This window comes from Pyruvatibacter sp. HU-CL02332, assembly GCF_040362765.1.
Classification (GTDB): Bacteria; Pseudomonadota; Alphaproteobacteria; order CGMCC-115125; family CGMCC-115125; genus Pyruvatibacter.
This window is the reverse complement of record NZ_BAABWK010000002.1, coordinates 1,041,385-1,064,090: the sequence shown is the minus strand read 5'-3', so window position 1 is coordinate 1,064,090 and position 22,706 is coordinate 1,041,385. Positions and strand designations below refer to the sequence as shown.

The window sequence follows — 22,706 nt, the reverse complement described above, 5'->3', positions numbered from 1 at the left end:
ACCATGGCGCAGATCATAGAGTTTGGCGCGTCGCCCGTGGATCCACCGGTCAAGCCGGAGGATGGCGTGATAAAATGGGTCCACCATCAAACACCTGCCGCCATTGTCCGGTTTAACCGGACAATCCAGACAACGGCAGCGCCACGAAATGCAAAGGCAGCGCAGCCGCGCAAACCGCTCCTCTTCATTCACAATCTCAAATCACACCGCAAGACAGGCGAGTAACCATGAACAAGTGGGTGTACAGCTTCGGCGACGGCAAGGCGGAAGGGTCCGCCAGCGACCGCAACCTTCTGGGCGGCAAGGGTGCAAACCTTGCTGAAATGTCCAATCTGGGTCTGCCGGTGCCACCGGGCTTTACCATCACCACGGAGCTATGCACGGCATATTACGACAATGATCGTCAGTACCCGTCAGAACTCTCCGGCGAAGTGGATGCAGCTCTTGAGCATGTGGGTTCGCTCGTCGGCGCCACATTCGGCGACACAGCCAATCCGCTTCTCGTCTCCGTGCGCTCGGGTGCCCGTGCCTCAATGCCCGGCATGATGGATACGGTCTTGAACCTTGGTCTCAACGACGAAACCATTGGCGCACTGGCCAAACTGTCCGGCGACGAACGCTTTGCACTCGATAGCTACCGCCGCTTCATCCAGATGTATTCGGATGTGGTGCTGGGTGTGGACCACTATCACTTCGAAGAAATCCTTGAGACCTTCAAGGAAGACAACGAACTGACGCTGGACACCGAGCTGACCGCCGACAACTGGAAAGAAATCATCAGCCACTACAAGGCGGCTGTTGAGCGCGAACTGGGTCAGCCCTTCCCGCAGGATGTGCGTGACCAGCTTTGGGGCGCGATCTCGGCTGTGTTCGGTTCCTGGCGCAATGACCGCGCCGACACCTATCGCCGCTTGCACAACATTCCTGAAAGCTGGGGTACCGCCGTCAACGTCCAGGCCATGGTGTTCGGCAATATGGGCGACACGTCGGCCACCGGCGTTGCGTTTACGCGCGACCCATCCACCGGCGCAAAAGAGTTTTACGGCGAGTTCCTGATCAATGCCCAGGGCGAGGACGTTGTGGCGGGCATTCGCACACCGCAGAACCTCACCAAACAGTCGCGCATTGAAGCAGGCTCCAATGATCCCAGCATGGAAGAAGCCATGCCGGAAGTGTTCGGCCAGCTTGTGGACATCTACAAGAAGCTCGAAGGCCACTACCGCGACATGCAGGACATCGAGTTTACCGTCCAGCAGGGCAAGCTTTGGATGCTGCAGACCCGCAACGGCAAGCGCACGGCCAAGGCCGCGCTGAAGATTGCGTGTGACATGGTGGATGAAGGTCTCATCACCTCCAATGAAGCGGTGCTGCGCGTCGAGCCGGGCTCGCTTGACCAGTTGCTGCACCCGACCCTTGACCCGGATGCGCCCCGCAATGTGATAGCAACAGGCCTGCCCGCATCACCTGGTGCTGCATCCGGCGCGGTCGTGTTCACCGCGGAGCACGCTGTGGAATGCATGCAGGAAGGCAAGCGCGTCATCCTTGTGCGGATTGAAACAAGCCCTGAAGACATTCACGGCATGCACGCCGCTGAAGGCATCCTGACGACACGCGGTGGGATGACCAGTCACGCCGCGGTTGTGGCGCGGGGCATGGGGCGCCCCTGTGTGTCTGGCGCGGGCACGGTCCGCGTTGACTATGAGGGCAAGACATTCACCGTTGGCGGTGAGACCGTCAAAGAGGGCGACGTCATCACCATTGATGGCTCCAAGGGCCAGGTGATCCTCGGTGAAGTGCCGACATTGCAGCCTGAACTCTCCGGTGACTTCGCCAAGCTGATGGTCTGGGCCGATGAAGCCCGCCGCATGAAAGTGCGCACCAACGCTGAAACACCTGCAGACGCGGAGACCGCCCGCAAGTTCGGCGCGGAAGGCATCGGCCTGTGCCGCACTGAGCACATGTTCTTTGAAGCAGAACGCATTGTCGCTGTGCGCGAGATGATTTTGGCGGACGAACACGACAAGGCCAGCCGCAAGGTGGCGCTGGACAAGATCCTTCCCATGCAGCGCAAGGACTTTGCCGACCTGTTCGAGATCATGTCCGGCCTGCCGGTGACGATCCGTCTGCTTGATCCGCCGCTGCATGAATTCCTGCCGCAGACCGATGCAGAAATGGACGAGGTGGCTGCTGCCTCCGGCATTGATGCGGCCAAGCTCAAGCAACGGGCGCACGAACTGCATGAGTTCAATCCCATGCTGGGCCATCGTGGCTGCCGCCTGGGTATTTCCTACCCGGAAATCTATGAGATGCAGGCCCGTGCGATTTTTGAAGCGTCCATCGCTGCAGCTGAAAAGACCGGCGCGCCGGTCACCCCAGAAATCATGATCCCGCTCGTGGCCATGAAGCAGGAACTCGATGTGCTCAAGGCGCGCATCGTGGCCATTGCCGGCGAAGTCGAAAAAGAAACCGGCAAGAAGCTCGACTATCTGGTCGGCACCATGATCGAGTTGCCGCGCGCGGCCCTTCAGGCCAACCACATCGCCGAAACGGCCGAGTTCTTCTCTTTCGGCACCAATGACCTGACCCAGACCACTTACGGCATCTCCCGTGACGACGCGGCCATGTTCCTGAAGAACTATCAGGATCAGGGTCTCATCGAGCAGGACCCGTTCGTGTCGCTTGACCCCGATGGCGTAGGCGAGCTTGTGAAAATTGGCGCCGAGCGCGGGCGGGCGACCCGTCCGGACATCAAGTTGGGTATCTGTGGCGAGCATGGTGGTGACCCGGAATCTGTCCGGTTCTGCGAATCCGTCGGCCTCGACTATGTGTCGTGCTCACCCTATCGGGTGCCGATAGCCCGTCTCGCAGCCGCACAGTCTGCACTTCAGGCCTGATTCGGGACTTTTCCGGCAATTGATGCTGCAATGCACAATATATGGCTGAAAACCGCCGAAATATTCGTGTGCAGTGCAACATATATTAACCGATTTGCGTCTCGTGCATGGCGGCAATGCATCTAAAAACCTATTTGATTACAAAGAGTTATGCCTTCTCACGTGGGCGTGACCAATGCCGTCTTGAACCCCCCAAATGTAAATGCTATCTCCCCCATCACAGCGATCTTGTTGACATTCTTGTAACGGCAGATCGCGGCACGAGATTCCGGTCAGGTAATCGTCACCCAGAAGAGTGGTGGCACGCAGATTGCCTGTCATGAGAGCGGGCTGGATGGATAGGGCGAGGCTAGGGAAGCTTTCCGCCGATTTTCTCCGATTTCCAGACCCAAAGCGGCACAGGTCAGAAGATGACGTGCCGAAGTGAGATAGCGGATACGTAGATCCGTTTGTTTTTGGGGGCGTGAAGACGGTTTGAGACGGTTGCGCAGATAGTGCGCGCCCGGACCCTTCGCGCCACTTGCCCGGCACAATGCCTGGCAGGATTTGGAAAGTTGGAGACAGGACGATGCTTAAGAGCTTCGACACCGTTTTGACGAATATCCGCGAGCTTGCTGCCAAGCACAGCACGCGCCGCTTGGCAGCCGCGTCTGGCGCCGCTGCGCTGTTTATTGCACTGGGCGCTGTAGCCGTTGGTGCAGTACCTGGCGTTCAGGGCGCGTTTTCAACCGCCAGCGAAACATCAAGCATCAGTGAAGCACCACAGGTACGCGCAGTATCCGCCAAGGCCCGGTCACGGGTCGCCGGCGGTCGTCTCAGCGCGCCCATCTCAACACTTCCTGCTGTGACCAAGGCCATGAGCGATCGCACGTTCTACGCGGTTGTTGAAAACGCCGTACAGATTGCCGGCAAAGGCCGTTTGGCAGAGCGTTTTGCAAAGCTCTCACCTGCCCAGTTGCAGCGCGAACACCTTTGCCTTGCCGAAGCAATTTACTTTGAAGCCCGCAGCGAGGGCGCCAAGGGCAAACTCGCTGTTGCTGAAGTCGTACTGACCCGTGTCGACGACAAGCGCTACCCCGGTACGATTTGCGGTGTTGTTTATCAGGGCTCGCATCGGGCAACCGGTTGCCAGTTTTCCTGGACATGCGATGGGCTCCGTGATGTCGCCGCGGAAAAGACCGCCTGGAAGAAATCACAGAACCTGGCAAGCTACGTCATGCTCGACGTTCAGTGGGAAGAAGTGACTGGCAAAGCTACGCACTACCATGCTGACTATGTGTCACCCTATTGGGCACCAAGCCTGCGCGAGACGACGACGGTTGGTAAGCACATCTTCTATCGCTGGGTGAACCGCCACGCGCCTCAGGAGAGCTAGGCCTTAAAAAGGCAATCAGGCCCCACCAAAGCTAGGTGAGGCCCAACTCTCCAATATGCTTTGCAGATCCGGCTACTTGCGTGATGCAGCAGCCTGCTCTTCCATTTCCTTGATAACCATAGCCAGTGGGCCGGTGCTCTTGATCTGCTCGCGCACCAGTTCCGGCGTGTTGCCGGCAGCTTTGTCCAGATCACCAATTTCCTCAGGCACATACCAGTGCAGTTTCTCGGGCGTGTGATATGCGTCCCAGACGCTGTCCGCAACAGATGACGCCGGCATCAGCCGGAACATGCCTTCGGTCGGTGCGCCGTCCTGCGTTCCATCCGGAAGAATGGGCGTGTCAATCAGGCCGGGCAGAACATCTGCTGCACGAACCCCATGTCGGGCAAATTCAATGGACAGAGCCTCCGTCAAACCTTTCACCGCATGCTTGGTCGCCGAATAAACCGCGATGCCTGGCATGCCATAGGTTGCTGACGAAGAAGATGTGGTGAAGCACAGCGAGTTGGGCGTGGCTTTCAACAGCGGGTAGGCAAGGTGGATGCCGCGCATCACGCCGACGAAGTTGACGTTCACGACCGCCATCACTTCATCAAATGTCATCTCGTCAAAAAATCCGCCCGCGCCAATGCCTGCATTATTGAAAAGCAGGTCAAGCGTGCCGTTTGTATCCTTGGCAAATGTCTCGAGGACCGTGGTAAACGCATCGCCGTCTGTCACATCCAGTGTTGAGATGAAGCAGTTGTCTGTGCCGATCTCGCTTTCAAGGGCCCTCAGTCCGGCCTCATTGACGTCTGTCGCACCCACAAACCAGCCTTTTTCAGCAAACAGGTCAGCTGTCGCTTTGCCCATGCCGCTGGCGGCACCGGTGATGAATATGGACTTGCGGTCCCCTGATTTGGACATGGTCACTCTCCCTGAATTTCTTTTTCTAGGGAGGAGTGTAGGGCGGTCAATCGCCGAAATCGATATCCAGGCCCAAATCAAGCGACGGCGCTGAGTGGGTCAGCCACCCGACTGAGATCAGATCCACGCCGCTTTCGGCCACAGCCTTGATGGTATCGCTGGTAATGCCGCCCGATGCTTCAAGCGTTGCGCGGCCAGCATTGATGGTCACCGCCTCGGCAAGAATGTCGGGTGACATGTTGTCGAGCAGAATTGCTTCAGCGCCTGCTTCCAGTGCTTCGCGGAGCTGATCCAGGGTATCGACCTCGCACTCGATCTTCACCATGTGGCCTGCTTGTGAGCGCGCGGCTGTTATGGCCGCAGTGACACCGCCAGCGACAGCGATGTGGTTGTCCTTGATAAGCAATCCATCATCGAGGCCAAATCTATGGTTCGCGCCACCGCCGCTGCGCACTGCGTGCTTCTCAAATGCACGCAGTCCCGGTGTCGTCTTGCGGGTGCAGGTCACCTTGGCTTTGGTGTGAGAAATCAGGTCAGACATGCTCTTTGCAGCACTGGCGATGCCCGACATATGTCCCAGAAAGTTCAAAGCAACCCGCTCGCCCGTCAGAATGGACCGCGCCTTGCCATCAAGGTGGCAGATGGCGTCACCGGGTTCGATCAGGTCTCCGTCGCGCTTCTCAATGCCGATCAGAAGATCCGGATCCACCATCCGAAAAGCCGCGCGCGCGGCATCAAGGCCCGACACAACGCCTGTGGCTCTGGCCGCAATCCGCGCCTGTGCTCGTGTATTTTCCGGTACGACATAGTCAGACGTGATGTCACCAGCGCGACCGAGATCTTCTTCCAGTGCATTGCGCACAGCAGGCTCGACAATCAGACGCGGCATGGGAGGGAGATTGTTTGCGGTCATGGGTCAGGCCGTCTTTGCGGTTTGTGGTGGTGGCGTCAGTGCTGTTGCACGCGCCTCGTCCAGAGTGAGGGGCAAATGCCGCTTCAATGCTTCTTCTGTCTGCGGGAAGTCCAGCCGACTATGGCCGCCCCGGCTTTCATGTCGGCGATGAGCTGCGGCAACGATGAGATGTGCTGCGGCCAGCATATTGCGGTAGCCGCTTGCTTCCGGCAGCGCCTGATCTTCAAGGTCGCGAATAATCGAGAGCGTTTCCTCAAGCGAGGTGGCGTCGCGGGCGACACCCACATTGCGTGCCATGCTTTGGCGCAGTGTTTTGATGTGTGACGCGTGCGGGTCTTCGCCGGTTGGCGCGGAGCCGCCAGCGGGTGCTGTCTTGGGTCGTGATGCACCGCCGGTGGTCTGGGCAATGCTATCCGCAATGCGTGCACCAAATACGATGGATTCCAAGAGGGAATTTGACGCTAGCCGGTTCGCCCCGTGGGCACCTGTGCGTGAGACCTCGCCGCAGGCATAAAGACCGGGCAGACTTGCAGCACCTGCAAGGTCCGTCACGACACCACCCATATGGTAATGCGCAGCTGGCGCCACCGGTATGGCCTCAGTAAGGGGGTCGATTCCATTGCGCTGGCAGGCGGCAAACACGGACGGAAAACGATCGGCAAACCGCGTGCCCACCGCGTCGCGGCAATCCAGAAGAACTGTGCCGCCCCGACCGATCTCTTTGGCAATCTCGCGCGCAACAATGTCGCGTGGCGCGAGCTCCAGATCATCGTGCACGCCTTCCATCAAACGTGACATGTCTGCGCGGAGCAGTGTCGCCCCTTCACCCCGCAACGCTTCCGTTGCCAGCGGGGCAGGATCCTCGGCGCACGCAATAGCGGTTGGGTGGAACTGAACAAACTCTACATCGCTCACCAGCGCGCCGGCGCGTGCGGCAAGACCAATACCATGGCCCCGGGAGCCTGCAGGATTTGTCGTCACCCCATAAAGAGCGCCAACACCGCCTGTCGCAAGGACTGTTGCATCCGCCCGGAACGCCAGGGTAGGCGCGTCAGGTTCAACGCCACCACGCGTGATCAGGCCGGTGACAGTGCCCCCCTCAACAATGAGATCAGCTGCATGCCAGCCCGGCACGATATGGATGTTGTCATGGGCAAGGGCCGCTTTGCCCAGCGCTGCCATGATCGCCGCTCCGGCGCCGTCCCCACCCACATGGGCAATGCGATTGCGTGAATGCGCACCTTCACGGCCAAGAGAAAATGATCCATCCGGCTTTTTGTCGAAGGTAACGCCGAGCGCTTCAAGGTCAGCGATCCGTACTGCTGCGTCGTCCGCCAATGCCCGTGCGGCGGCTTCGTCCACAAGCCCGTCACCGGCGGCAAGTGTATCGGCCACATGCAGGTCGGGTGAATCGTCCGCCCCAAGGGCCGCCGCGATGCCACCCTGGGCCCAGGTTGATGTTGCGCCGCCCTTGCGCGGAACGCCCGCAAGCACCGTGACCTGACGACCCGCGTCGGCAAGTTTCAATGCCGTGAACAGGCCAGCAAGACCGGCGCCCGCCACGATGGCGTCGCCGGCCTGCTGGTCAACAGTTCTGGAATTGGACGTGGCCTGTGCCATTGGCTTTCGGCCTTCTGCGATCTGGCGCGAGCTAGTTGTTGTTGAGCGCAATCATACGTTCAATCGGAAGCCGCGCGCGCTCTGCAATCGCCGGGTCAACAAGCACTTCGTCCTGCATGCTGTGCAGCGAGGCCAGGATCTTCGGCAGTGTGATCCGCTTCATGTGCGGGCACAGATTGCACGGGCGAATGAAATCCACATTGGGATTTTCAACAGCCACATTGTCCGACATGGAGCACTCGGTCACCATCATCACCTTGGATGGCTGATTGTCCTTCACCCAGTTGATCATGGCTGATGTAGAGCCTGAGAAGTCGGCTTCATCCAGCACATTGGGTGGGCACTCAGGGTGCGCGATGATCTTGATGCCGGGGTCGTTCTCCCGGTACTCGCGCAGCTCTTCCGGCGTAAAGCGCTCATGCACTTCGCAGGATCCCTTGTAGGTGATGATCTCGACATCGGTATCCTTCTGCACGTTGCGTGCGAGATACTCGTCGGGAATGCACATCACGCGCGGGGCGTTGAGACTCTCAACAACCTTCAGCGCATTGGAAGACGTGCAGCAGATGTCCGTCTCCGCCTTAACATCGGCGGACGTATTGACGTAGGTGACAACCGGCACGCCGGGATAGGCCTCACGCATGGCGCGGACATCAGCACCTGTAATGGAAGACGCCAGCGAACAGCCAGCCATCTCATCAGGAATGATGACGGTCTTTTCCGGGTTCAGCAGCTTTGACGTTTCCGCCATGAAGTGCACACCGCACTGAACAATCACCTGTTCTTCAACCTTGGTGGCCTCAATGGCCAACTGCAGGCTGTCACCGGCAATATCCGCAACACCATGGAAAATTTCCGGTGTCATGTAGTTGTGCGCCAGGATCACAGCGTTCTTCTGCTTCTTGATCCGGTTGATCTCGTGAATGTATGGCGCGAAGAACGGCCACTCCACAGACGGAATTACCTTGGAAAGGCGCGCGTACATCGGCGCCATCTCCTTGGCCAGACCAGGCGTGTATTCCGGCACGTCAAAGTCCGGAACAGGCTTCTTCGCCACAGGCTTTTTGGCCTTGGCGCTCTTTATGCCGTCATTTGCACTGACATCATACGCGCTGCGTTCATACACAATCGTCATAGCCAGGCCTCCCTTGGGGCTGGTATGCGGTTTATGCTCATTTAGAGCATAAAGGGGGCCGCAAAAAAGGCGGACACAACTCCGCTCTGTAAATTTCTTGAGTAATGCTACATATGAGCATTACTCCTGTCAAGTAGAGTAAATGGCCTGAAATAGGTCGCCGTCAAGGGCGACCTTCGTTGCGATTTATCCCGTGAAACCCGGGGCGCATCTTGCGGCGCAATGGCGATATCTGTTTTTGGCCATGCAATCAGGTCCAACAGCTATGCTTTGCTCCCCGCATGGAAGACATTCCCACAGCAAAAGCCATCCTTAGCGCGCTCGCCCTGCTTCTGACCTTTGTGGCCTTTTATCCCTACATCCGCTCCATCTTGCGCGAGGAGACGAAGCCGCATGTGTTTTCGTGGATGATCTGGGCCGCGGGGACTGTCATCGTCTTTTTTGCGCAGCTTGCTGATGGTGCAGGGATTGGTGCCTGGCCCATCGGCATCTCCGGTGTCATCACGTTCTTTGTTGCTGTGCTCGCGCTCGCCAAGTCCGCCGACAGGAGCATTATCCCCATCGACTGGGTCTTTCTTGCGTTGGCCCTCAGCGCGCTGCCGCTTTGGTTTGCAACGGCAAACCCGTTTCTCGCCGTCCTTATTCTGACAATTGTTGACCTTCTGGGCTTTGGCCCCTCCGTCAGAAAAGCCTACGCCTCGCCTTATGAAGAGAACGCGCTTTTCTTCGCCCTTGGTGCTCTACGCAATGGCTTTGTGGTGGCCGCTCTAGAAAACTATTCGTGGACAACGGTTCTGTTCCCAGCGGCCGTAGGCACTGCATGCGTGATGTTCGTTGCGATCTTACTGCTGCGGCGAACAACTCTGACAAGATCTCTCAGTCCATCTCAAACCGAATAGGCACCGACTTGGGCCACTGAGGTCCACTTGGTTCAGGCATGGAAGACGTGTCTGCCAGAACGTGTGTGTCTCCAGACAGGCCAGCTGCCCCCGCTGCATGTCGTCATGATGTGCTGCGACGTGGCACACCCACCCGCATGCCCGGCGCCGCGCGCTCGGTGACGACTTCGCGACGGAACCTGAATTGTTCAGCCGGTCGGCCGCCCGTGTTAGTGGTCATGTGTCCGGTGCGTTCTACCAGGCCAGCTTTCTCAACAAGACGTCGGAAATTCTGCTTGTGCAGTTTCACGCCCATCACGGCTTCAACGGTGCGCTGCAATTCCGTCAGCGTGAACTCTTCCATGATCAGTTCAAAGACAACCGGGCGGTACTTGAGCTTGGCGCGCAGTCTGCCCATGGCTGTGGCGAGAATGCGCCGGTGGTCATGCTGCATCGGGTCGCCAAGCGGTGGCACATCCTGCTCACCTTCGGGCGTATTCAGTTTGCGCTGTGCATTGCGGCGTCCGTCTCGGGCAGCTTCATCCACAAGTCCGGCTTCATAGAGCAGTTCAAACCGCTCCAGAACTTTTTCCTCATCCCACGAGATGCCGCCAAGCCCAAAGCACAGGTTCAGACGCTGAGTGCGCTCTGACTTCACTGCTGGCGTGTCGGCACTCTGCGCCCATGCACTCACAAGTGGCGCAATTGCCTCATCAATGATCCGCGGCCGGGCTTGCCGCCAGTCTTCCCACGGGAAATAGCTGTACCAGCCGCGCCATCCGCTTTCAGGTGCGGACGCATCTTCTCCAAGATCATCGGCGCTGACCAGCGCGAGATATCCAACCGAAATGATGTGCGGGCCGATATCGTCAGGCAATCGGTTCCGGCCCCGGTCACCAAAGGTGTAGAGCTGCTCGACATATCCAAGATCAAGTCCGGTCTGTTCCTGCACCCACGCATGCAGTCCTGTCGCCATTGTCCGGTGGACCAGCGGATCGAACGGTCCGAAGGGAAGGGCGTCCCACCTGTCGGAGCTGTAGGGCGATCCCTCGTCAGGTGAGCGGACAATAAGCGTGCGCGGTTCCTGCTCCGCGACGGTGACAATGGCAGCATTCAACCCAACGACCACTGCGGTCGATGTATCTCCAAACGACGCTGGCCCACTTGGTGCCAGTGCATCTGATGCCGCCGCCATGCAGCCACCCTTTCAGTTGATATAGAGCCAGCCGGTCTCACTATTGCGGGTTTTCGTAACACGCGCGCGACACCTTTTGCTCACTTTCAGCATTATGAAGGCATTGATTCTGAAAGGCAATTTTGTGCCGCTATTTTGCCGCCAGGGTCGCAAATCGCTTGAGGTAGGCCGCTTGCGCGTCGCTCGCAGGCATCGGTTTGATCCACCGCCGTGCGGCTCGGGACTGTGCCGATGTCAGCCTTGGACGGCCAAAAATCTTTGAAGCTTCATCAGGCTCAAATCCGGCAAGCTCAACGGCTTCCAGATATGCGGACACAATGTCCGCCCGCTTGATCGTCCGTTCTACATGCTTGGGCGTTTGAACTGGAATGCCAAACCGCACGTGAATCGCCGCCTCCAGTCGCCCTTCAAAGTCCTTGTAGTCAACGCCCAGTGCCGCCTTGAAGGGGCTGATCATGTCGCCAATTACATATTCAGGGGCGTCGTGAAGCAAAGCGGCCAGAAGCTTTGTCTGGTCCCAGTCCGGCGCAAATGCTTGCGCAAGGTCTGTGACCAGCAGCGAGTGTTGGGCAACGCTATAGGCGTGATCACCGGTTGTCTGGCCATTCCATCGCGCAACGCGGGCAAGACCGTGGGCAATGTCTTCGATTTCCACATCCAGTGGAGACGGGTCGATGAGGTCGAGCCGTCGCCCGCTCAGCATTCGCTGCCAGGCGCGCGGGGCTTCGGTCTTTTTGCGAGGGGGCAGGGCGGGTCTCCCAGTGGGCGATGGTTCAAGGGACCTGAGTAGATAATTCGCAACCGCTTGTCGATTGCAGATGCTGAAGTGAGTCTGCGCAAATAGCCCGGCTTGACCCAAATCATGGCAGGAAAACCCACTGGGCTTCACATTGTAGGGGTGGCATCGGTTAGACTGTTTTCAAATTTGATCTAGCCATTTCCACGAGCATCGAACGGAACAATCTCATGTCCATCAAACGCATTTTATGTCCCCTCTACGGTTCCGCCTCCGACATGGGCGCTCTCAATACCGGACTTGCCCTTACCAAGCGGTTTGAGGCGCAGGCAGACATTATTTTTGTGCGGCCCAATCCGACAGATGCATTGCCCTATCTAGGGGAAGGCATATCCGGACCTATCGTTGAGGACATCATCGACACGGCTCGAAAAGCGGCTGATTCCGCAGAAGAGCAGTGCCGCGCATCAGCATCCAAGGCCGCCGAGGACGCCGGCCTGGTTTTGTCCGATGACACGCAGCCCGGCACTGCCTCCGCCCGCATCCGGGTCAAGGCAGGTCGTGCGGCTGAAGTCATTGCAGCCGAAAGCCGCCTGGCAGATTTGGTCATCGTTGCGGACGCGTCGGCAAGGGATCAGACGTCTGGCCCCAATGCACTTGAAACATGCATGCTGGCTGAAGGCCGCCCGGTGCTTCTGGCCCCGGCGCAGGAAACCACAACGGTCGGCACCAGTGTTGCCATCGGCTGGGACGAAAGTGGCGAAGCTGCCAATGCAGTGACAGCGGCCATGCCGTTTCTCACGTCAGCGGCCAAAGTCACAATCGTCTGCGTTGACGAGGACGGCATCACCGATGCGCCCGGTGCCCGCGCGCTGGCTGAGTATCTGACGCTTCATGGTGTCAAAGCCGAAATCCACCTCGTGCCTGAAGACAGCCGCAACACTGGTGAGGTCCTGCTGGAAGAGGCAGGCAATCTCAAGGCCGATTTGCTTGTGATGGGCGGCTACAGCCACTCGCGTCTGCGCGAACTCGTACTGGGAGGTGTCACCCGGCATATTCGCTCCCATGCAACAATTCCAGTCTTGATGGCTCACTAGGGAGCCAACTGAAAAGGAGTACTTCCATGGCGCTTTATCGCGTGCATCTCAATGTCGCTCGATCCGAGCAATACCCGTCGGGTTCGTCTGAATGCGGATATGAGTTCATCGTGCCCCTGGACGGGCAAATGCAGCTTGATCCTGAAGCATGGAAGAACCACAAGGAAGACTGCACGGTGCATCGCTTCTGGGAAGATGAAGCAGACTTGCGCGGTCACCTGCGTCATGTGGGAAAAGGCTGGAAATTCGACTACGACAAGTCCGACGACGAGGATGACGAGCTGCTATTCAAGCTGGATCGCCACAAACTGGCCGAAGGCGAATACGTCTCTATCACTGAAAGCGACGGCGAGATGCATACCTTCAAGGTGGTGGCGGTACGTCCTTATCCGTAGGTCGCAGCCGCGCACGAAACAAAAAAGGCCCCGGCAGTACCGCCGGGGCCTTTTGCTTTTCAATGATGTCGGAGGTTCATCAGACCCGGCGCACAAGCACACTGCCTGCCGAGTACCCTGCGCCGAACGAGCAGATGACACCAACATCGCCTGGCTCGAGGTCTTCGCTGTACTGATTGAAAGCGATGATCGACCCGGCCGAACTTGTGTTCGCATATTCCTTGAGAATATTCGGCTGTTCTTCTTCAGATGGCGGACGACCCATCACCTTCTTGCCGATGAGGTCGTTCATGCTGGCATTCGCCTGATGCAGCCACATGCGCTTCAGATTGTTGTTGCCAATATTCTCTTCAGCAAGATGTTCAAGGATCATGGCGGATACCATCGGCACCACTTCCTTGAAGACCTTTCGGCCTTCCTGAACAAACAGCTTGTCCTTGGCACCAATGCCTTCCGGCGCTGTGCGGTTCAAGAACCCAAAATTGTTGCGGATGTTGTTTGAGAACTGTGTCTTGAGGCGTGTGCCGATGATTTCAAACGGATGCTCAGCTGTCGCAGTGTCCTTGGCTTCAAGAATGATAGCCGTTGCCACATCCCCGAAAATAAAATGGCTATCGCGATCGCGGAAGTTGAGATGGCCGGTACAGATTTCAGGATCTGTCACAAGTACGCATTTGGCAGAGCCAGACCGCACCATGTCATAGCCTTGCTGGATGCCGAAGGTGGCCGACGAACAGGCGACATTCATGTCGAACGCGAAGCCGTCAATGCCAAGCAGGTCCTGCACTTCAATCGCGATAGCCGGGTAGGCGCGCTCAAGGTTTGAACAGGCCACTACAACTGCATCAATGTCTGCTGCCGTCTTGCCTGCCTGCTTCATGGCATCCTTGGCGGCTTTAACTGCCATTTCAGCAAGGATGGAGGGCTCTTCGTTTGGGCGTTCCGGCAGTCGCGGAGCCATAATGTTCGGGTCGAGAATGCCGGACTTGTTCATGACGTGGCGGCGGTGAATACCGGACGCTTTTTCAATGAACGGCACACTGGAGTCCGTAAGCGCTTCAACTTCCCCCCGCTCAATCGCGTCCTTGTTGTCGGCATTGAATTTGGCGACATACGCGTTGAACGCTTCAACCAGCTCTTCGTTGGTGATTGTGTCTTCGGGCGTAAAAACGCCGGTTCCGCTGATGACAACTTTGGTCAACCGTACCACCTGAGTTTGTCACGCACGCCTGACCGTTTGCGGGCACAATGGCGTGGAAGTGACGTGTTTCATTCCCTCTAACACCAGCTTTTCGCCCCTCAAGGACGGTAGCCAGCGCTGATTAATGAGATAATTTAGGGGAACGCGGCACGCCATGCCAGCGTAACCCGCGCGAATTGGTGAACATCCAGCAATGCCGCACCGCCCCACAAAGGATCCAAAGTGACCGATACCACCATTTCCGACAGTCAGAACGGGTCTGAACCAGACATAACTACTGGTCTGCCTGACTATTATTCCCAGCTTGACGCAGCGGAAAACATGGCCTGGGACATGCTGGAGAAGGGTGCTGGTTCGGCAAAGCTGCCATTTCACACCCCCGTTTTGGCAACGGTTGCAGCAGACGGTGCCCCTCAGGCGCGCACAATTGTTATGCGCGAAGCTGACCGAGGCGCGCGCATGTTGCGCGGAAACACAGATCAACGCGCGCCAAAGGCCCATCAAATGGCCAACGATTCGCGCGTTCAGCTATTGTTTTATGATGTCTCCGCCAAGGTGCAGATCCGCGTGACAGCCAACGCGGAACTGATCACAGATGGGCCAACGCGAACGGAAGCATGGGCAACGTCCATGCCCGGCAGCAAAGTCTGTTATCTGGCCCAAGGCGCACCGGGCACGGATCAGGATGCGCCGACATCGGGTCTCCCAGACTACGCCGACCTGGGACAGCGCGTGGCCCCTGACAAACTGGAAGCAGGAATGAAGAACTTCGCCGTCATCCGCTTCAGTGTCGAGGCGATTGACTGGCTTTATCTCGATAGCAACGGGCATCGACGCGCCCAGTTTGACTATGTTGCCAAGACAAAGAGCTGGGTCATTCCGTAGGCAATTCTAGCGGGCTCACTCAGCAGGCCCAGGCAGCATTCAAGGTCAGCGAGCGAGTTCTTGGCACGCCTTATGGCGTGGGCAGGAGGTTTGGTGGTCATTCACCATACCCACCGCCTGGGCAAAGGCGTAGACGATGGTGGGTCCACAGAATTTGAAGCCACGCTTTTTCAAATCCTTCGACAGCGCTTCGCTCATGGGCGTGGCAGCGGGCATGTCTTTCCAGTTCTTTGACTTGGAAACCAGTGGCTTACCATCCACATAGTCCCACAGATATCCGGCAAAGCCGTCAGGCTCTTTGTCCATGATTTCAAGATATGCCTTGGCATTGCCAATCGTCGCTTCGATTTTGCCGCGATGACGGATAATGCCTTCATTGCCAAGAAGGCGCTCCACGTCTTTGTCCGTATACCGCGCAATCTTTTCCGGCTTGAAACCGTGAAACGCTTTGCGGAAGTTGTCGCGCTTGCGCAGGATCGTGATCCAGGCAAGGCCAGCCTGAAACCCGTCGAGGATCAGTTTCTCAAACAGCGCGCGGTCATCATATTCCGGCACGCCCCACTCGTCGTCATGATAGGCGACATAAAACGGGTCATCGCCGCACCAGCCGCAGCGGTCTTCTTTCTTGCGGGGCTGCTTACTCACGCGCTATCTCCTTCAAGGGAGAACGAGGCATAAGGCGGCACACTTAAGGTCAGTTTGCTATCGCCTGCCTGTGCCTCGAGGCTCTGGGCTTTTGCGACCCTGTCGGTGAACACTAGGGCGAGCGCATTGCCACCGGCACTGCCGGCAATGCTGCCAACTTTGGCATTGCCAATGAGGACATCCGACCCTGGCTCCGGTGCGTCTCCGTCCAACGCAGCAACAACCAGTCGCTTGCGTGCCTTGCCTTTGCGATGTGTCCGCGACGCGACTTCCTGCCCCACAAAGCACCCCTTGTGGAAATCAATGCCATTCAGCAGGTCCAGATTGCTCTCAATCGGGAAATCCTTGTCGGCTCCAATATCAAGTGACCCGTCGGGAACACCCAGGCTCACACAAAACGCCCGGTAGTCTTCAGCCGAAGCCGCCGCGCTTTGCGAATTATCCATCACCACAGAAGCATCTGAGGCAGGAACAATGCAGCGATAGCCCAGACGCGCATCGCGCGGGTCCGGATAGCATGGCGCTCCATCAAGGACAGATGCCCCATCGCCCCAGTGCGCGATCACCCGAAACTCGGTGCTCACATCATCAAAGGCTGCGTCCGCGCGCAGCTTGTACATGGTCAGGCGTTTTTGAAGGTCGGCGACGCGTGTCTTGGCGCAATCAATCAGCATTGCGCCTTCATCCGCAGGGTCACCGACCATGAAGAAATCAAACAGAAATTTGCCCTGGGGTGTCAAAAGCAGCGAGTACACACCGTTGCCTGGCGTCACCTGGTCCAGATTGCCGGTCACCAGGCGTTGCAGAAGCTCATACATGTCGGCCCCGGAAGCACGAAGAACGGCACGGTCATCCAGCAGGGCACGGTGGGGACTACTCATTACGTGGGCTCGCATTTCAGTCATGACAAGAAGGGACACCCCTCGAGGGTGGTGTCTTCGCTATCATGCTTCAAGAGGAATGTTTACCCTTTGTACCTGTCTTGGTGCCGTGGAGCGAGGCCATATTGGCTTTCCCCCTCATGCCAACCTATAAGGCAGAGACCTGATTTACTGCCTGCCACCAACTTCTTGCGAGCCAGCCGCCTCAGATGAAGCAGATCCTCTTCGTCACCTACAACCGTATCGGCGACGCCGTGCTGTCGAGCGGTGTGCTGTCCTGGCTGGCCGACCGGTATCCGGACGCAGAAATCACAGTGGCCTGCGGGCCTGCAACAGCCACACTCTTTCGCGACCAACCCGGTGTCGTGCGCATCATCGAGATGGCAAAAAAGAAGCGGTCTGGTCATTGGTTTTCTTTGTGGAAACAGACCGTCGGCACGAATTGGGACATGGTGGTGGACCTCCGCGCGTCCCTCATTTCCTACTTGCTGCGTGCCAAGTCCCGTCATGTCTTGAGACAGGATACGTCGCTGCATCGGGTTCCCCACATCGCAACTGTTTTGGGTCTCACACCGCCGCCAACGCCGCGACTGGCAACCGGCGCGAAATCCCGAGAGACAGCGACTGGCCTGGTTCCCGATGGCACCCCAGTTCTTGCCGTTGGACCGACAGCAAATTGGGCCGGTAAGGCATGGCCGGCTGAAAGGTTCATAGAACTGGTCGAACGCCTGACAGCCGCTGATGGTGTTCTGCCTAATGCGTGCATTATGATTATTGGAGCCGCAGCGGAGCGAGACGCGGCGCTGCCGGTCATCAATGCATTTGCGCCCGATCGTGTGATTGACCTTGTCGGCAAGACGGATCTGCCCCAGACGGCTGCATGTTTGGAACGCGCAGATTTCTATGTCGGCAACGACTCGGGCCCCATGCACATGGCCGCCGCCGTGGGCCTGCCGACGCTTGGATTGTTCGGTCCCAGCCCGGAGGCGCGCTACGGCCCGTGGGGACCCAAATGCGCAAGCATTCGTGGGGCGCGCAGTTTTGAAGACATCATTTCTGACCCCACATATGATTTCCGGTCCACAAAAAGTGAAATGACCGGCCTTAGCGTGCATGATGCTTATGAGGCAGCGCGCGCGCTGAAGGCAAAAATTGATGCGCAGGCGATGAACAAAAGCCCAAAGCTCTCTACCCTCACCGTTGCTCACAACGAAGAACATAATCTCAAGGCCTGTCTTGAGGCGCTGTCCTTTGCCGATGAACGTGTCGTGGTGCTTGATCGGTGTACGGATCGCTCGAAGGACGTCGCGCTGGCAGCTGGGGCTGACACCATTATCGAAGGCGCGTGGCCCATTGAAGGCGACCGCCGCAATGCAGGTATCGAGGCTTGCAAAGGTGAGTGGGTGCTGGAAGTCGACGCCGATGAGCGCGTGCCGGCTGACCTTGCCCGTGAGATTGATGCTGTCACGCTTGCGTCACCATCAGGCTACTACCTTATCCAGTTCGACAATTATGTGGGCAAGACCCGGGTGCGCTACGGCTGGGGTGCGTATATTGGCGCGAGCGCAGCACCGCGCCTTTTTGCGCGCGGCACCAAAAAATGGGGCCGCCAGCGCGTGCACCCGGCGCTTGAACTGGGCCCGCGCCTTGGCATGCTGGAAACCCGTGTTGACCACCTGGTAGATGACAACATTACCGACATGCTGGCGCGCTTTGATCGCTACACCACAGGCAATGCGCGCGACCTGATCTCATCAGGCAAGGTCGAAAAAGAAACACTACGGCGCAACATTCGCCGCATCCCCTCTCGCTTCTACAAGGCCTATGTCCGCCGCAAAGGGTATCGCGAAGGTGGCTATGGTTTCCTTGTCGGGATTCTTGCTGGTCTCTACCCGGTGGTGTCCTACCTCAAGGCCACGCTAGAGCCTGAGCACTATACGGACGGCAATGAGAGCGACCGGAAGTGAACATTCTTCACACCATAGCTGGTGGCCCCGTTGGTGGTGCCGAGCGGTTCTTCGTTGATCTTGCAATTGCATTCAAGAATGAAGGACACGGGTCGCGAGCCGTCATGCGTCCGAATGAGGCGCGTGGTCGTTTGCTGGACGAAGCCGGCGTACCTCACGTGGATGTCCCGTTCGGGCGTTGGTTGGACTTCAAGACGTCCCGCACAATTGGCTCGACTGCCCGCAACATGAATGCGGACATCGTCATGTCATGGATGGGCCGAGCCTCACGCGCGACCCCTGAAGGACCCTATGGCCGGGTGGCGCGTCACGGTGGCTACTACAACTACAAATCGTTCCGCGGGTTTGACGCGCAGATTTGCAACACACCTGACCTTGTCCGCTATCTCACCGATGGTGGATTTGATCCATCAACAGTGCATTTCATCCCAAACTTCACGCCGGTTGACCCGCGTCCCGCCCTGTCGCGAAGCGATTTCGACACACCTGAAGATGCAACGCTGCTGCTGGCCATGGGTCGGTTGCATGACGCCAAAGCCTTTGACGTGACGTTGGACGCGCTTGCGGCAACGCCGGGCGCTTATCTATGGATTGCTGGCGCGGGCCCGCTTGAGGCCGACCTCAAGAACCAGGCACGGGAACTGGGGCTTGGCTCCCGTGTGCGCTGGCTTGGCTGGCGGGATGATCCCGGCCGTCTCCTGCGCACGGCAGACATCTGCGTCTTCCCGTCTCGGGTTGAGCCGTTCGGCAACGTCATTATTGCCGCATGGGCCCATGGGACGCCTGTGATTACAGCGAATGCAACGGGTCCTGAGTGGCTGGTGCGTCCGGGTGAGGATGCATTGCTCGTGCCCCGCGACAACGCGCCCGCTGTGGCAGCGGCCATCTCGCAGCTCACATCTGACAGAGCTTTGGTAGACAGACTTGTGGCGGCAGGGGCCAAACGCGCGAAAGCGGAATTTTCACAATCAGCCTGCCTTGAGCGTTACCTTTCCGTCTTCAGACAGGTACAAGAAGCGCGTGCCTGATTTTGGCGCGGACAACTAGGACTTAGCGACGGCATGTGCGGAATTGCGGGTATGCAGACAACAAGCGGGCAGGCGCCGTCCTCGTCCGTGCTTGATGTCATGTCGGATGCACTGACACATCGCGGGCCAGACGGCGAAGGCAATTTCGTTTCCGGCGCCACCGGCCTCGTCCAGACACGCCTCGCCATCATCGATCTGGAAACAGGTGATCAGCCGCTATTTGATGACGAAGGTCTCGCCCTCGTGGCAAATGGCGAGATTTACAATTATCTGGAGCTGCGTTCCGAGTTCGGTGAGCACACTTTCACCACCAACTCCGACTGCGAAACGCCGCTGAAGCTGTATCGCCGTGATGGCAATCACTTTGCTGACGCCTTGCGCGGCATGTATGCCATCGCGATGTACGATCCCGACGGCGAACGGCTTTTGCTGGCCCGTGACCCATTCGGCATCAAGCCCCTCTACTACGCTGAGACATCTGAAGGTCTGATATTTGCTTCCGAACCGCAGGCTCTTCTGGCCACCGCGCTGGTTAGCCGGGACATGGACACCTCTGCCGCAGGCGAACTGCTGCAACTACAGTTCACAACCGGACGCCGCACAGCTTTCAAAGGCATCCTGCGCGTACTGCCGGGTGAGACACTCGTCATTGAGCGTGGTCGCGTCATTGAGCGTCTTCGACGTGCCGCATTGCCGTCTGGCGCTCCGGTGGCGGTCAGCGAGGAACGCGCCCTTGTCGCCCTGGAAGATGCATTGATCGACAGCGTGCGTGTGCACCAGCGCTCCGACGTTCCCTACGGCATGTTTCTGTCCGGCGGCATCGACAGTTCTGTCATCCTTGCCTGCATGGCGCGTCTGAACGATCAACCCGTGCGCTGCTATACCGCTGGCTTTTCCGGCACGAAGGTAAAGGACGAGCGCGAGCATGCAGCCCACGTCGCCTCTGCAACCGGCGCCGACCATGTGAGCATTGATGTGACCGAAGATGACTTCTGGACCACGCTTCCCGCCATTACAGCAGCTGTGGATGATCCGACGGCGGACTATGCCATCATTCCCACCTTCAAGCTGGCATCCGTTGCCGCCCAGGACGTAAAGGTCGTTTTGTGCGGTGAGGGCGGAGACGAGCTCTTCGCTGGCTATGGCCGGTACCGTGCCGTAACCCGTCCCACATGGCTGGGCGGGCGCGCCATGCGGGCCCGTGGCGCGCTTGATAGCCTGAAGCTACTTCGCAATGAGACGCCGGATTGGCGCGATGGGATCGCTGCGGCCTGGAACAAGAAGGATGGTGGCAAACGCTCCCGTCTCCAGCGCGCACAGGCCGTTGATTGCGCCGACTGGCTGCCGAATGATCTGCTTATCAAGCTTGACCGCTGCTTGATGGCGCACAGTTTGGAGGGCCGCACACCGCTCCTCGACCCCGCGATTGCGCAGGCTGCGTTCCTTCTGCCGGATTCGCTCAAGCTCAAAGGCCGTGTCGGCAAGTACATGCTTCGCGCGTGGCTTGCCAAGCATCTGCCGGAGGCAGAGCCCTTTGCGCGCAAACGGGGCTTTACGGTGCCGGTCGGGGAGTGGATCGCAGGGCGTGGGTCACGTCTTGCATCGCTGGTCGCCGAGCAGCCTGGCATTCAAGAGATGTGCAATCCCGACCGTGTTAAAGCTCTGTTTGCCGGATTGGGCTCAACGCCAGCAAAGCGCGACGGTCAGGCTGCCTGGATACTGCTTTTCTTCGCCCTCTGGCATCAACACCATGTGCTCGGATTGCCATCCGACGGCACGGTGGAAGAAGCGCTTTCTGCATAGTATGAGCCGTATCCCCTACGCCAGACTTGACGCCCCGCCAGCGATAGGGTCCCGTTGCGCCCGAAAACACCACAACAGTAGTACGCTTTCAGGAGACTCACTTTATGGCTGACTCATTCCGCGCCCTCATGGTCACCAAGACCGATGATGGCCAATCCGTTGAATTAAAAGACATTACTGACGCGGAGCTTATGGATGGTGACGTGACGGTTGCCGTTAGCCACTCCACTGTGAACTACAAGGATGGCCTGGCTATCACGGGTTCAGCGCCAATTCTGCGCGCGTCGCCTATCATTCCGGGCATCGATTTTTCCGGCGAGGTCATTTCATCCGATCACGCTGACTGGAAGCCCGGCGACCAGGTCGTTCTCAATGGCTTTGGTGTCGGCGAAGGCCACAGTGGCGGATACGCGCAGCGTGCCCGCGTCAATGGTGACTGGCTTGTGAAACGCCCCGACGCCTTTTCCGCCGCAGACGCAATGGCCATCGGTACGGCAGGGTACACATCTATGCTCTGCGTTCTGGCGCTTGAGAAGCATGGCATTGGTCCCAAGGACGGGGACATTCTGGTAACCGGCGCCAACGGTGGTGTGGGCTCCGTAGCCATCGCCCTGCTTGCCAAGCTCGGCTATCGCCCTGTCGCGTCAACTGGTCGCCCGGAAGAAGCCGACTACCTCAAGAGCCTTGGCGCCGTTGATGTGATTGATCGCAAGGAATTCTCCGAACCCGGACGGCCGCTCGGCAAGGAACGGTGGGCTGGCGCGATTGATTCTGTCGGCAGCACGACACTGGCCAATGTCATTTCGCAGACGAAATACGGCGGAACCGTTGCGGCATGCGGACTTGCTGGCGGTATGGACCTGCCGTCCTCCGTCTATCCTTTTATTCTGCGTGGCATCACGCTGGCGGGCATCGACAGCGTAATGGCGCCACGTGGCATCCGGGAAGAAGCGTGGAGCCGATTGGCCCGTGATCTTGATCTCGACAAGCTCAACGCCATGACAAACACCATCGGACTGTCTGGTGTTGAAGGCGCTGCGGCCGATATCATGGCAGGCAAAGTGCGTGGCCGTCTCGTCGTGGACGTCAACGCCTAGAAATCAAACATGATCCGGATCGGCCCCACCATAGAGGGCTGACCGGTTGCTCTGG

20 protein-coding genes are annotated in these 22,706 nt (G+C 58.3%); 11 read left to right on the top strand and 9 right to left on the bottom strand.

What is annotated here, in order from left to right:
- The first annotated feature begins 3 nt into the window (after nt 1-3).
- The 3 genes from ABXH05_RS15635 (at nt 4) to ABXH05_RS15625 (ending at nt 4,269) form a co-directional block, all read left to right on the top strand.
- Complete coding sequence (locus ABXH05_RS15635) at nt 4-225, top strand: hypothetical protein (protein ID WP_353562145.1); 222 nt, start codon at nt 4-6, stop codon at nt 223-225.
- 2 nt (nt 226-227) lie between these two features.
- Nucleotides 228-2,894 (top strand): pyruvate, phosphate dikinase, encoded by a 2,667-nt coding sequence (ppdK, locus tag ABXH05_RS15630; RefSeq protein WP_353562143.1) that lies wholly within the window; start codon nt 228-230, stop codon nt 2,892-2,894.
- A 568-nt stretch (nt 2,895-3,462) separates the two neighbouring features.
- Nucleotides 3,463-4,269 carry a cell wall hydrolase gene (locus tag ABXH05_RS15625; RefSeq protein WP_353562141.1) on the top strand — a complete coding sequence of 269 codons (807 nt, stop codon included), beginning with the start codon at nt 3,463-3,465 and terminating at the stop codon, nt 4,267-4,269.
- 72 nt (nt 4,270-4,341) lie between these two features.
- Here the strand turns inward: ABXH05_RS15625 and ABXH05_RS15620 are convergent, their stop codons facing one another.
- The 4 genes from ABXH05_RS15620 to nadA are packed head-to-tail and all read right to left on the bottom strand — an operon-like array spanning nt 4,342 to nt 8,843.
- Nucleotides 4,342-5,175 carry an SDR family oxidoreductase gene (locus ABXH05_RS15620; RefSeq protein ID WP_353562139.1) on the bottom strand — a complete coding sequence of 278 codons (834 nt, stop codon included), beginning with the start codon at nt 5,173-5,175 and terminating at the stop codon, nt 4,342-4,344.
- 46 nt (nt 5,176-5,221) lie between these two features.
- A complete protein-coding gene (nadC, locus tag ABXH05_RS15615) occupies nt 5,222-6,088 on the bottom strand; it encodes a carboxylating nicotinate-nucleotide diphosphorylase (RefSeq protein WP_353562137.1) in 867 nt (288 codons plus the stop codon).
- A gap of 3 nt (nt 6,089-6,091) precedes the next feature.
- Nucleotides 6,092-7,708 (bottom strand): L-aspartate oxidase, encoded by a 1,617-nt coding sequence (locus tag ABXH05_RS15610; protein ID WP_353562135.1) that lies wholly within the window; start codon nt 7,706-7,708, stop codon nt 6,092-6,094.
- Between the two features lie 31 nt (nt 7,709-7,739).
- Nucleotides 7,740-8,843 (bottom strand): quinolinate synthase NadA, encoded by a 1,104-nt coding sequence (gene nadA, locus ABXH05_RS15605; RefSeq protein ID WP_353562133.1) that lies wholly within the window; start codon nt 8,841-8,843, stop codon nt 7,740-7,742.
- Nucleotides 8,844-9,124: 281 nt separating this feature from the next.
- Between nadA and ABXH05_RS15600 the strand changes: the two genes are divergently transcribed.
- Complete coding sequence (locus ABXH05_RS15600) at nt 9,125-9,742, top strand: hypothetical protein (protein ID WP_353562131.1); 618 nt, start codon at nt 9,125-9,127, stop codon at nt 9,740-9,742.
- A gap of 103 nt (nt 9,743-9,845) precedes the next feature.
- On the opposite strand, the gene ABXH05_RS15595 is transcribed toward ABXH05_RS15600, so the two are convergent.
- Nucleotides 9,846-10,916, bottom strand: coding sequence for an NUDIX hydrolase (locus ABXH05_RS15595; protein WP_353562129.1), 1,071 nt, complete (start codon nt 10,914-10,916; stop codon nt 9,846-9,848).
- A 130-nt stretch (nt 10,917-11,046) separates the two neighbouring features.
- On the bottom strand, nt 11,047-11,619 hold the full coding sequence (locus ABXH05_RS15590; RefSeq protein ID WP_353562127.1) for a YfbR-like 5'-deoxynucleotidase: 573 nt from the start codon (nt 11,617-11,619) through the stop codon (nt 11,047-11,049).
- Between the two features lie 263 nt (nt 11,620-11,882).
- On the opposite strand from ABXH05_RS15590, the gene ABXH05_RS15585 reads away from it, so the two are divergent.
- Both ABXH05_RS15585 and ABXH05_RS15580 read left to right on the top strand, forming a co-directional pair.
- Nucleotides 11,883-12,749 (top strand): universal stress protein, encoded by an 867-nt coding sequence (locus ABXH05_RS15585; protein WP_353562125.1) that lies wholly within the window; start codon nt 11,883-11,885, stop codon nt 12,747-12,749.
- Between the two features lie 26 nt (nt 12,750-12,775).
- Entirely contained in the window at nt 12,776-13,144 is a 369-nt protein-coding gene (locus ABXH05_RS15580) for a sortase family protein (RefSeq protein WP_353562123.1), read from the top strand.
- 79 nt (nt 13,145-13,223) lie between these two features.
- Here the strand turns inward: ABXH05_RS15580 and ABXH05_RS15575 are convergent, their stop codons facing one another.
- On the bottom strand, nt 13,224-14,345 hold the full coding sequence (locus tag ABXH05_RS15575) for a beta-ketoacyl-ACP synthase III (protein ID WP_353562121.1): 1,122 nt from the start codon (nt 14,343-14,345) through the stop codon (nt 13,224-13,226).
- Between the two features lie 222 nt (nt 14,346-14,567).
- Here ABXH05_RS15575 and ABXH05_RS15570 point away from each other — a divergent pair, with 222 nt between their 5' ends.
- Nucleotides 14,568-15,230, top strand: a complete 663-nt coding sequence (locus tag ABXH05_RS15570) for a pyridoxamine 5'-phosphate oxidase family protein (protein WP_353562119.1) — start codon at nt 14,568-14,570, stop codon at nt 15,228-15,230.
- 45 nt (nt 15,231-15,275) lie between these two features.
- Here the strand turns inward: ABXH05_RS15570 and ABXH05_RS15565 are convergent, their stop codons facing one another.
- Both ABXH05_RS15565 and ygfZ read right to left on the bottom strand, forming a co-directional pair.
- Entirely contained in the window at nt 15,276-15,875 is a 600-nt protein-coding gene (locus tag ABXH05_RS15565; RefSeq protein ID WP_353562117.1) for a DNA-3-methyladenine glycosylase I, read from the bottom strand.
- On the bottom strand, nt 15,872-16,756 hold the full coding sequence (gene ygfZ / locus ABXH05_RS15560) for a CAF17-like 4Fe-4S cluster assembly/insertion protein YgfZ (protein ID WP_353562115.1): 885 nt from the start codon (nt 16,754-16,756) through the stop codon (nt 15,872-15,874). Before ygfZ ends, ABXH05_RS15565 begins: the two co-directional genes overlap by 4 nt.
- Before the next feature lie 209 nt (nt 16,757-16,965).
- Here ygfZ and ABXH05_RS15555 point away from each other — a divergent pair, with 209 nt between their 5' ends.
- The 4 genes from ABXH05_RS15555 to acuI all read left to right on the top strand — a co-directional run bounded on the left by ABXH05_RS15555 (nt 16,966) and on the right by acuI (nt 22,651).
- A complete protein-coding gene (locus tag ABXH05_RS15555; protein ID WP_353562113.1) occupies nt 16,966-18,723 on the top strand; it encodes a glycosyltransferase family 9 protein in 1,758 nt (585 codons plus the stop codon).
- Entirely contained in the window at nt 18,720-19,751 is a 1,032-nt protein-coding gene (locus ABXH05_RS15550) for a glycosyltransferase (RefSeq protein WP_353562111.1), read from the top strand. The genes ABXH05_RS15555 and ABXH05_RS15550 overlap by 4 nt, the downstream gene beginning before the upstream one ends.
- Nucleotides 19,752-19,784: 33 nt before the next feature.
- Entirely contained in the window at nt 19,785-21,554 is a 1,770-nt protein-coding gene (gene asnB, locus ABXH05_RS15545; protein ID WP_353562109.1) for an asparagine synthase (glutamine-hydrolyzing), read from the top strand.
- Nucleotides 21,555-21,658: 104 nt separating this feature from the next.
- On the top strand, nt 21,659-22,651 hold the full coding sequence (gene acuI / locus ABXH05_RS15540) for an acrylyl-CoA reductase (NADPH) (protein ID WP_353562107.1): 993 nt from the start codon (nt 21,659-21,661) through the stop codon (nt 22,649-22,651).
- Nucleotides 22,652-22,706 lie beyond the last annotated feature (55 nt).

Coding starts and splice junctions, on each gene's coding strand:
- asnB (WP_353562109.1), top strand. CDS start 19,785: ATGTGCGGAATTGCGGGTATGCAGACAACAAGCGGGCAGGCGCCGTCC.
- ABXH05_RS15595 (WP_353562129.1), bottom strand. CDS start 10,916: ATGGCGGCGGCATCAGATGCACTGGCACCAAGTGGGCCAGCGTCGTTT.
- ABXH05_RS15585 (WP_353562125.1), top strand. CDS start 11,883: ATGTCCATCAAACGCATTTTATGTCCCCTCTACGGTTCCGCCTCCGAC.
- ygfZ (WP_353562115.1), bottom strand. CDS start 16,756: ATGAGTAGTCCCCACCGTGCCCTGCTGGATGACCGTGCCGTTCTTCGT.
- ABXH05_RS15610 (WP_353562135.1), bottom strand. CDS start 7,708: ATGGCACAGGCCACGTCCAATTCCAGAACTGTTGACCAGCAGGCCGGC.
- ABXH05_RS15635 (WP_353562145.1), top strand. CDS start 4: ATGGCGCAGATCATAGAGTTTGGCGCGTCGCCCGTGGATCCACCGGTC.
- ABXH05_RS15555 (WP_353562113.1), top strand. CDS start 16,966: ATGAAGCAGATCCTCTTCGTCACCTACAACCGTATCGGCGACGCCGTG.
- ppdK (WP_353562143.1), top strand. CDS start 228: ATGAACAAGTGGGTGTACAGCTTCGGCGACGGCAAGGCGGAAGGGTCC.
- ABXH05_RS15620 (WP_353562139.1), bottom strand. CDS start 5,175: ATGTCCAAATCAGGGGACCGCAAGTCCATATTCATCACCGGTGCCGCC.
- acuI (WP_353562107.1), top strand. CDS start 21,659: ATGGCTGACTCATTCCGCGCCCTCATGGTCACCAAGACCGATGATGGC.
- ABXH05_RS15625 (WP_353562141.1), top strand. CDS start 3,463: ATGCTTAAGAGCTTCGACACCGTTTTGACGAATATCCGCGAGCTTGCT.
- ABXH05_RS15600 (WP_353562131.1), top strand. CDS start 9,125: ATGGAAGACATTCCCACAGCAAAAGCCATCCTTAGCGCGCTCGCCCTG.
- ABXH05_RS15580 (WP_353562123.1), top strand. CDS start 12,776: ATGGCGCTTTATCGCGTGCATCTCAATGTCGCTCGATCCGAGCAATAC.
- ABXH05_RS15590 (WP_353562127.1), bottom strand. CDS start 11,619: ATGCTGAGCGGGCGACGGCTCGACCTCATCGACCCGTCTCCACTGGAT.
- nadC (WP_353562137.1), bottom strand. CDS start 6,088: ATGACCGCAAACAATCTCCCTCCCATGCCGCGTCTGATTGTCGAGCCT.
- nadA (WP_353562133.1), bottom strand. CDS start 8,843: ATGACGATTGTGTATGAACGCAGCGCGTATGATGTCAGTGCAAATGAC.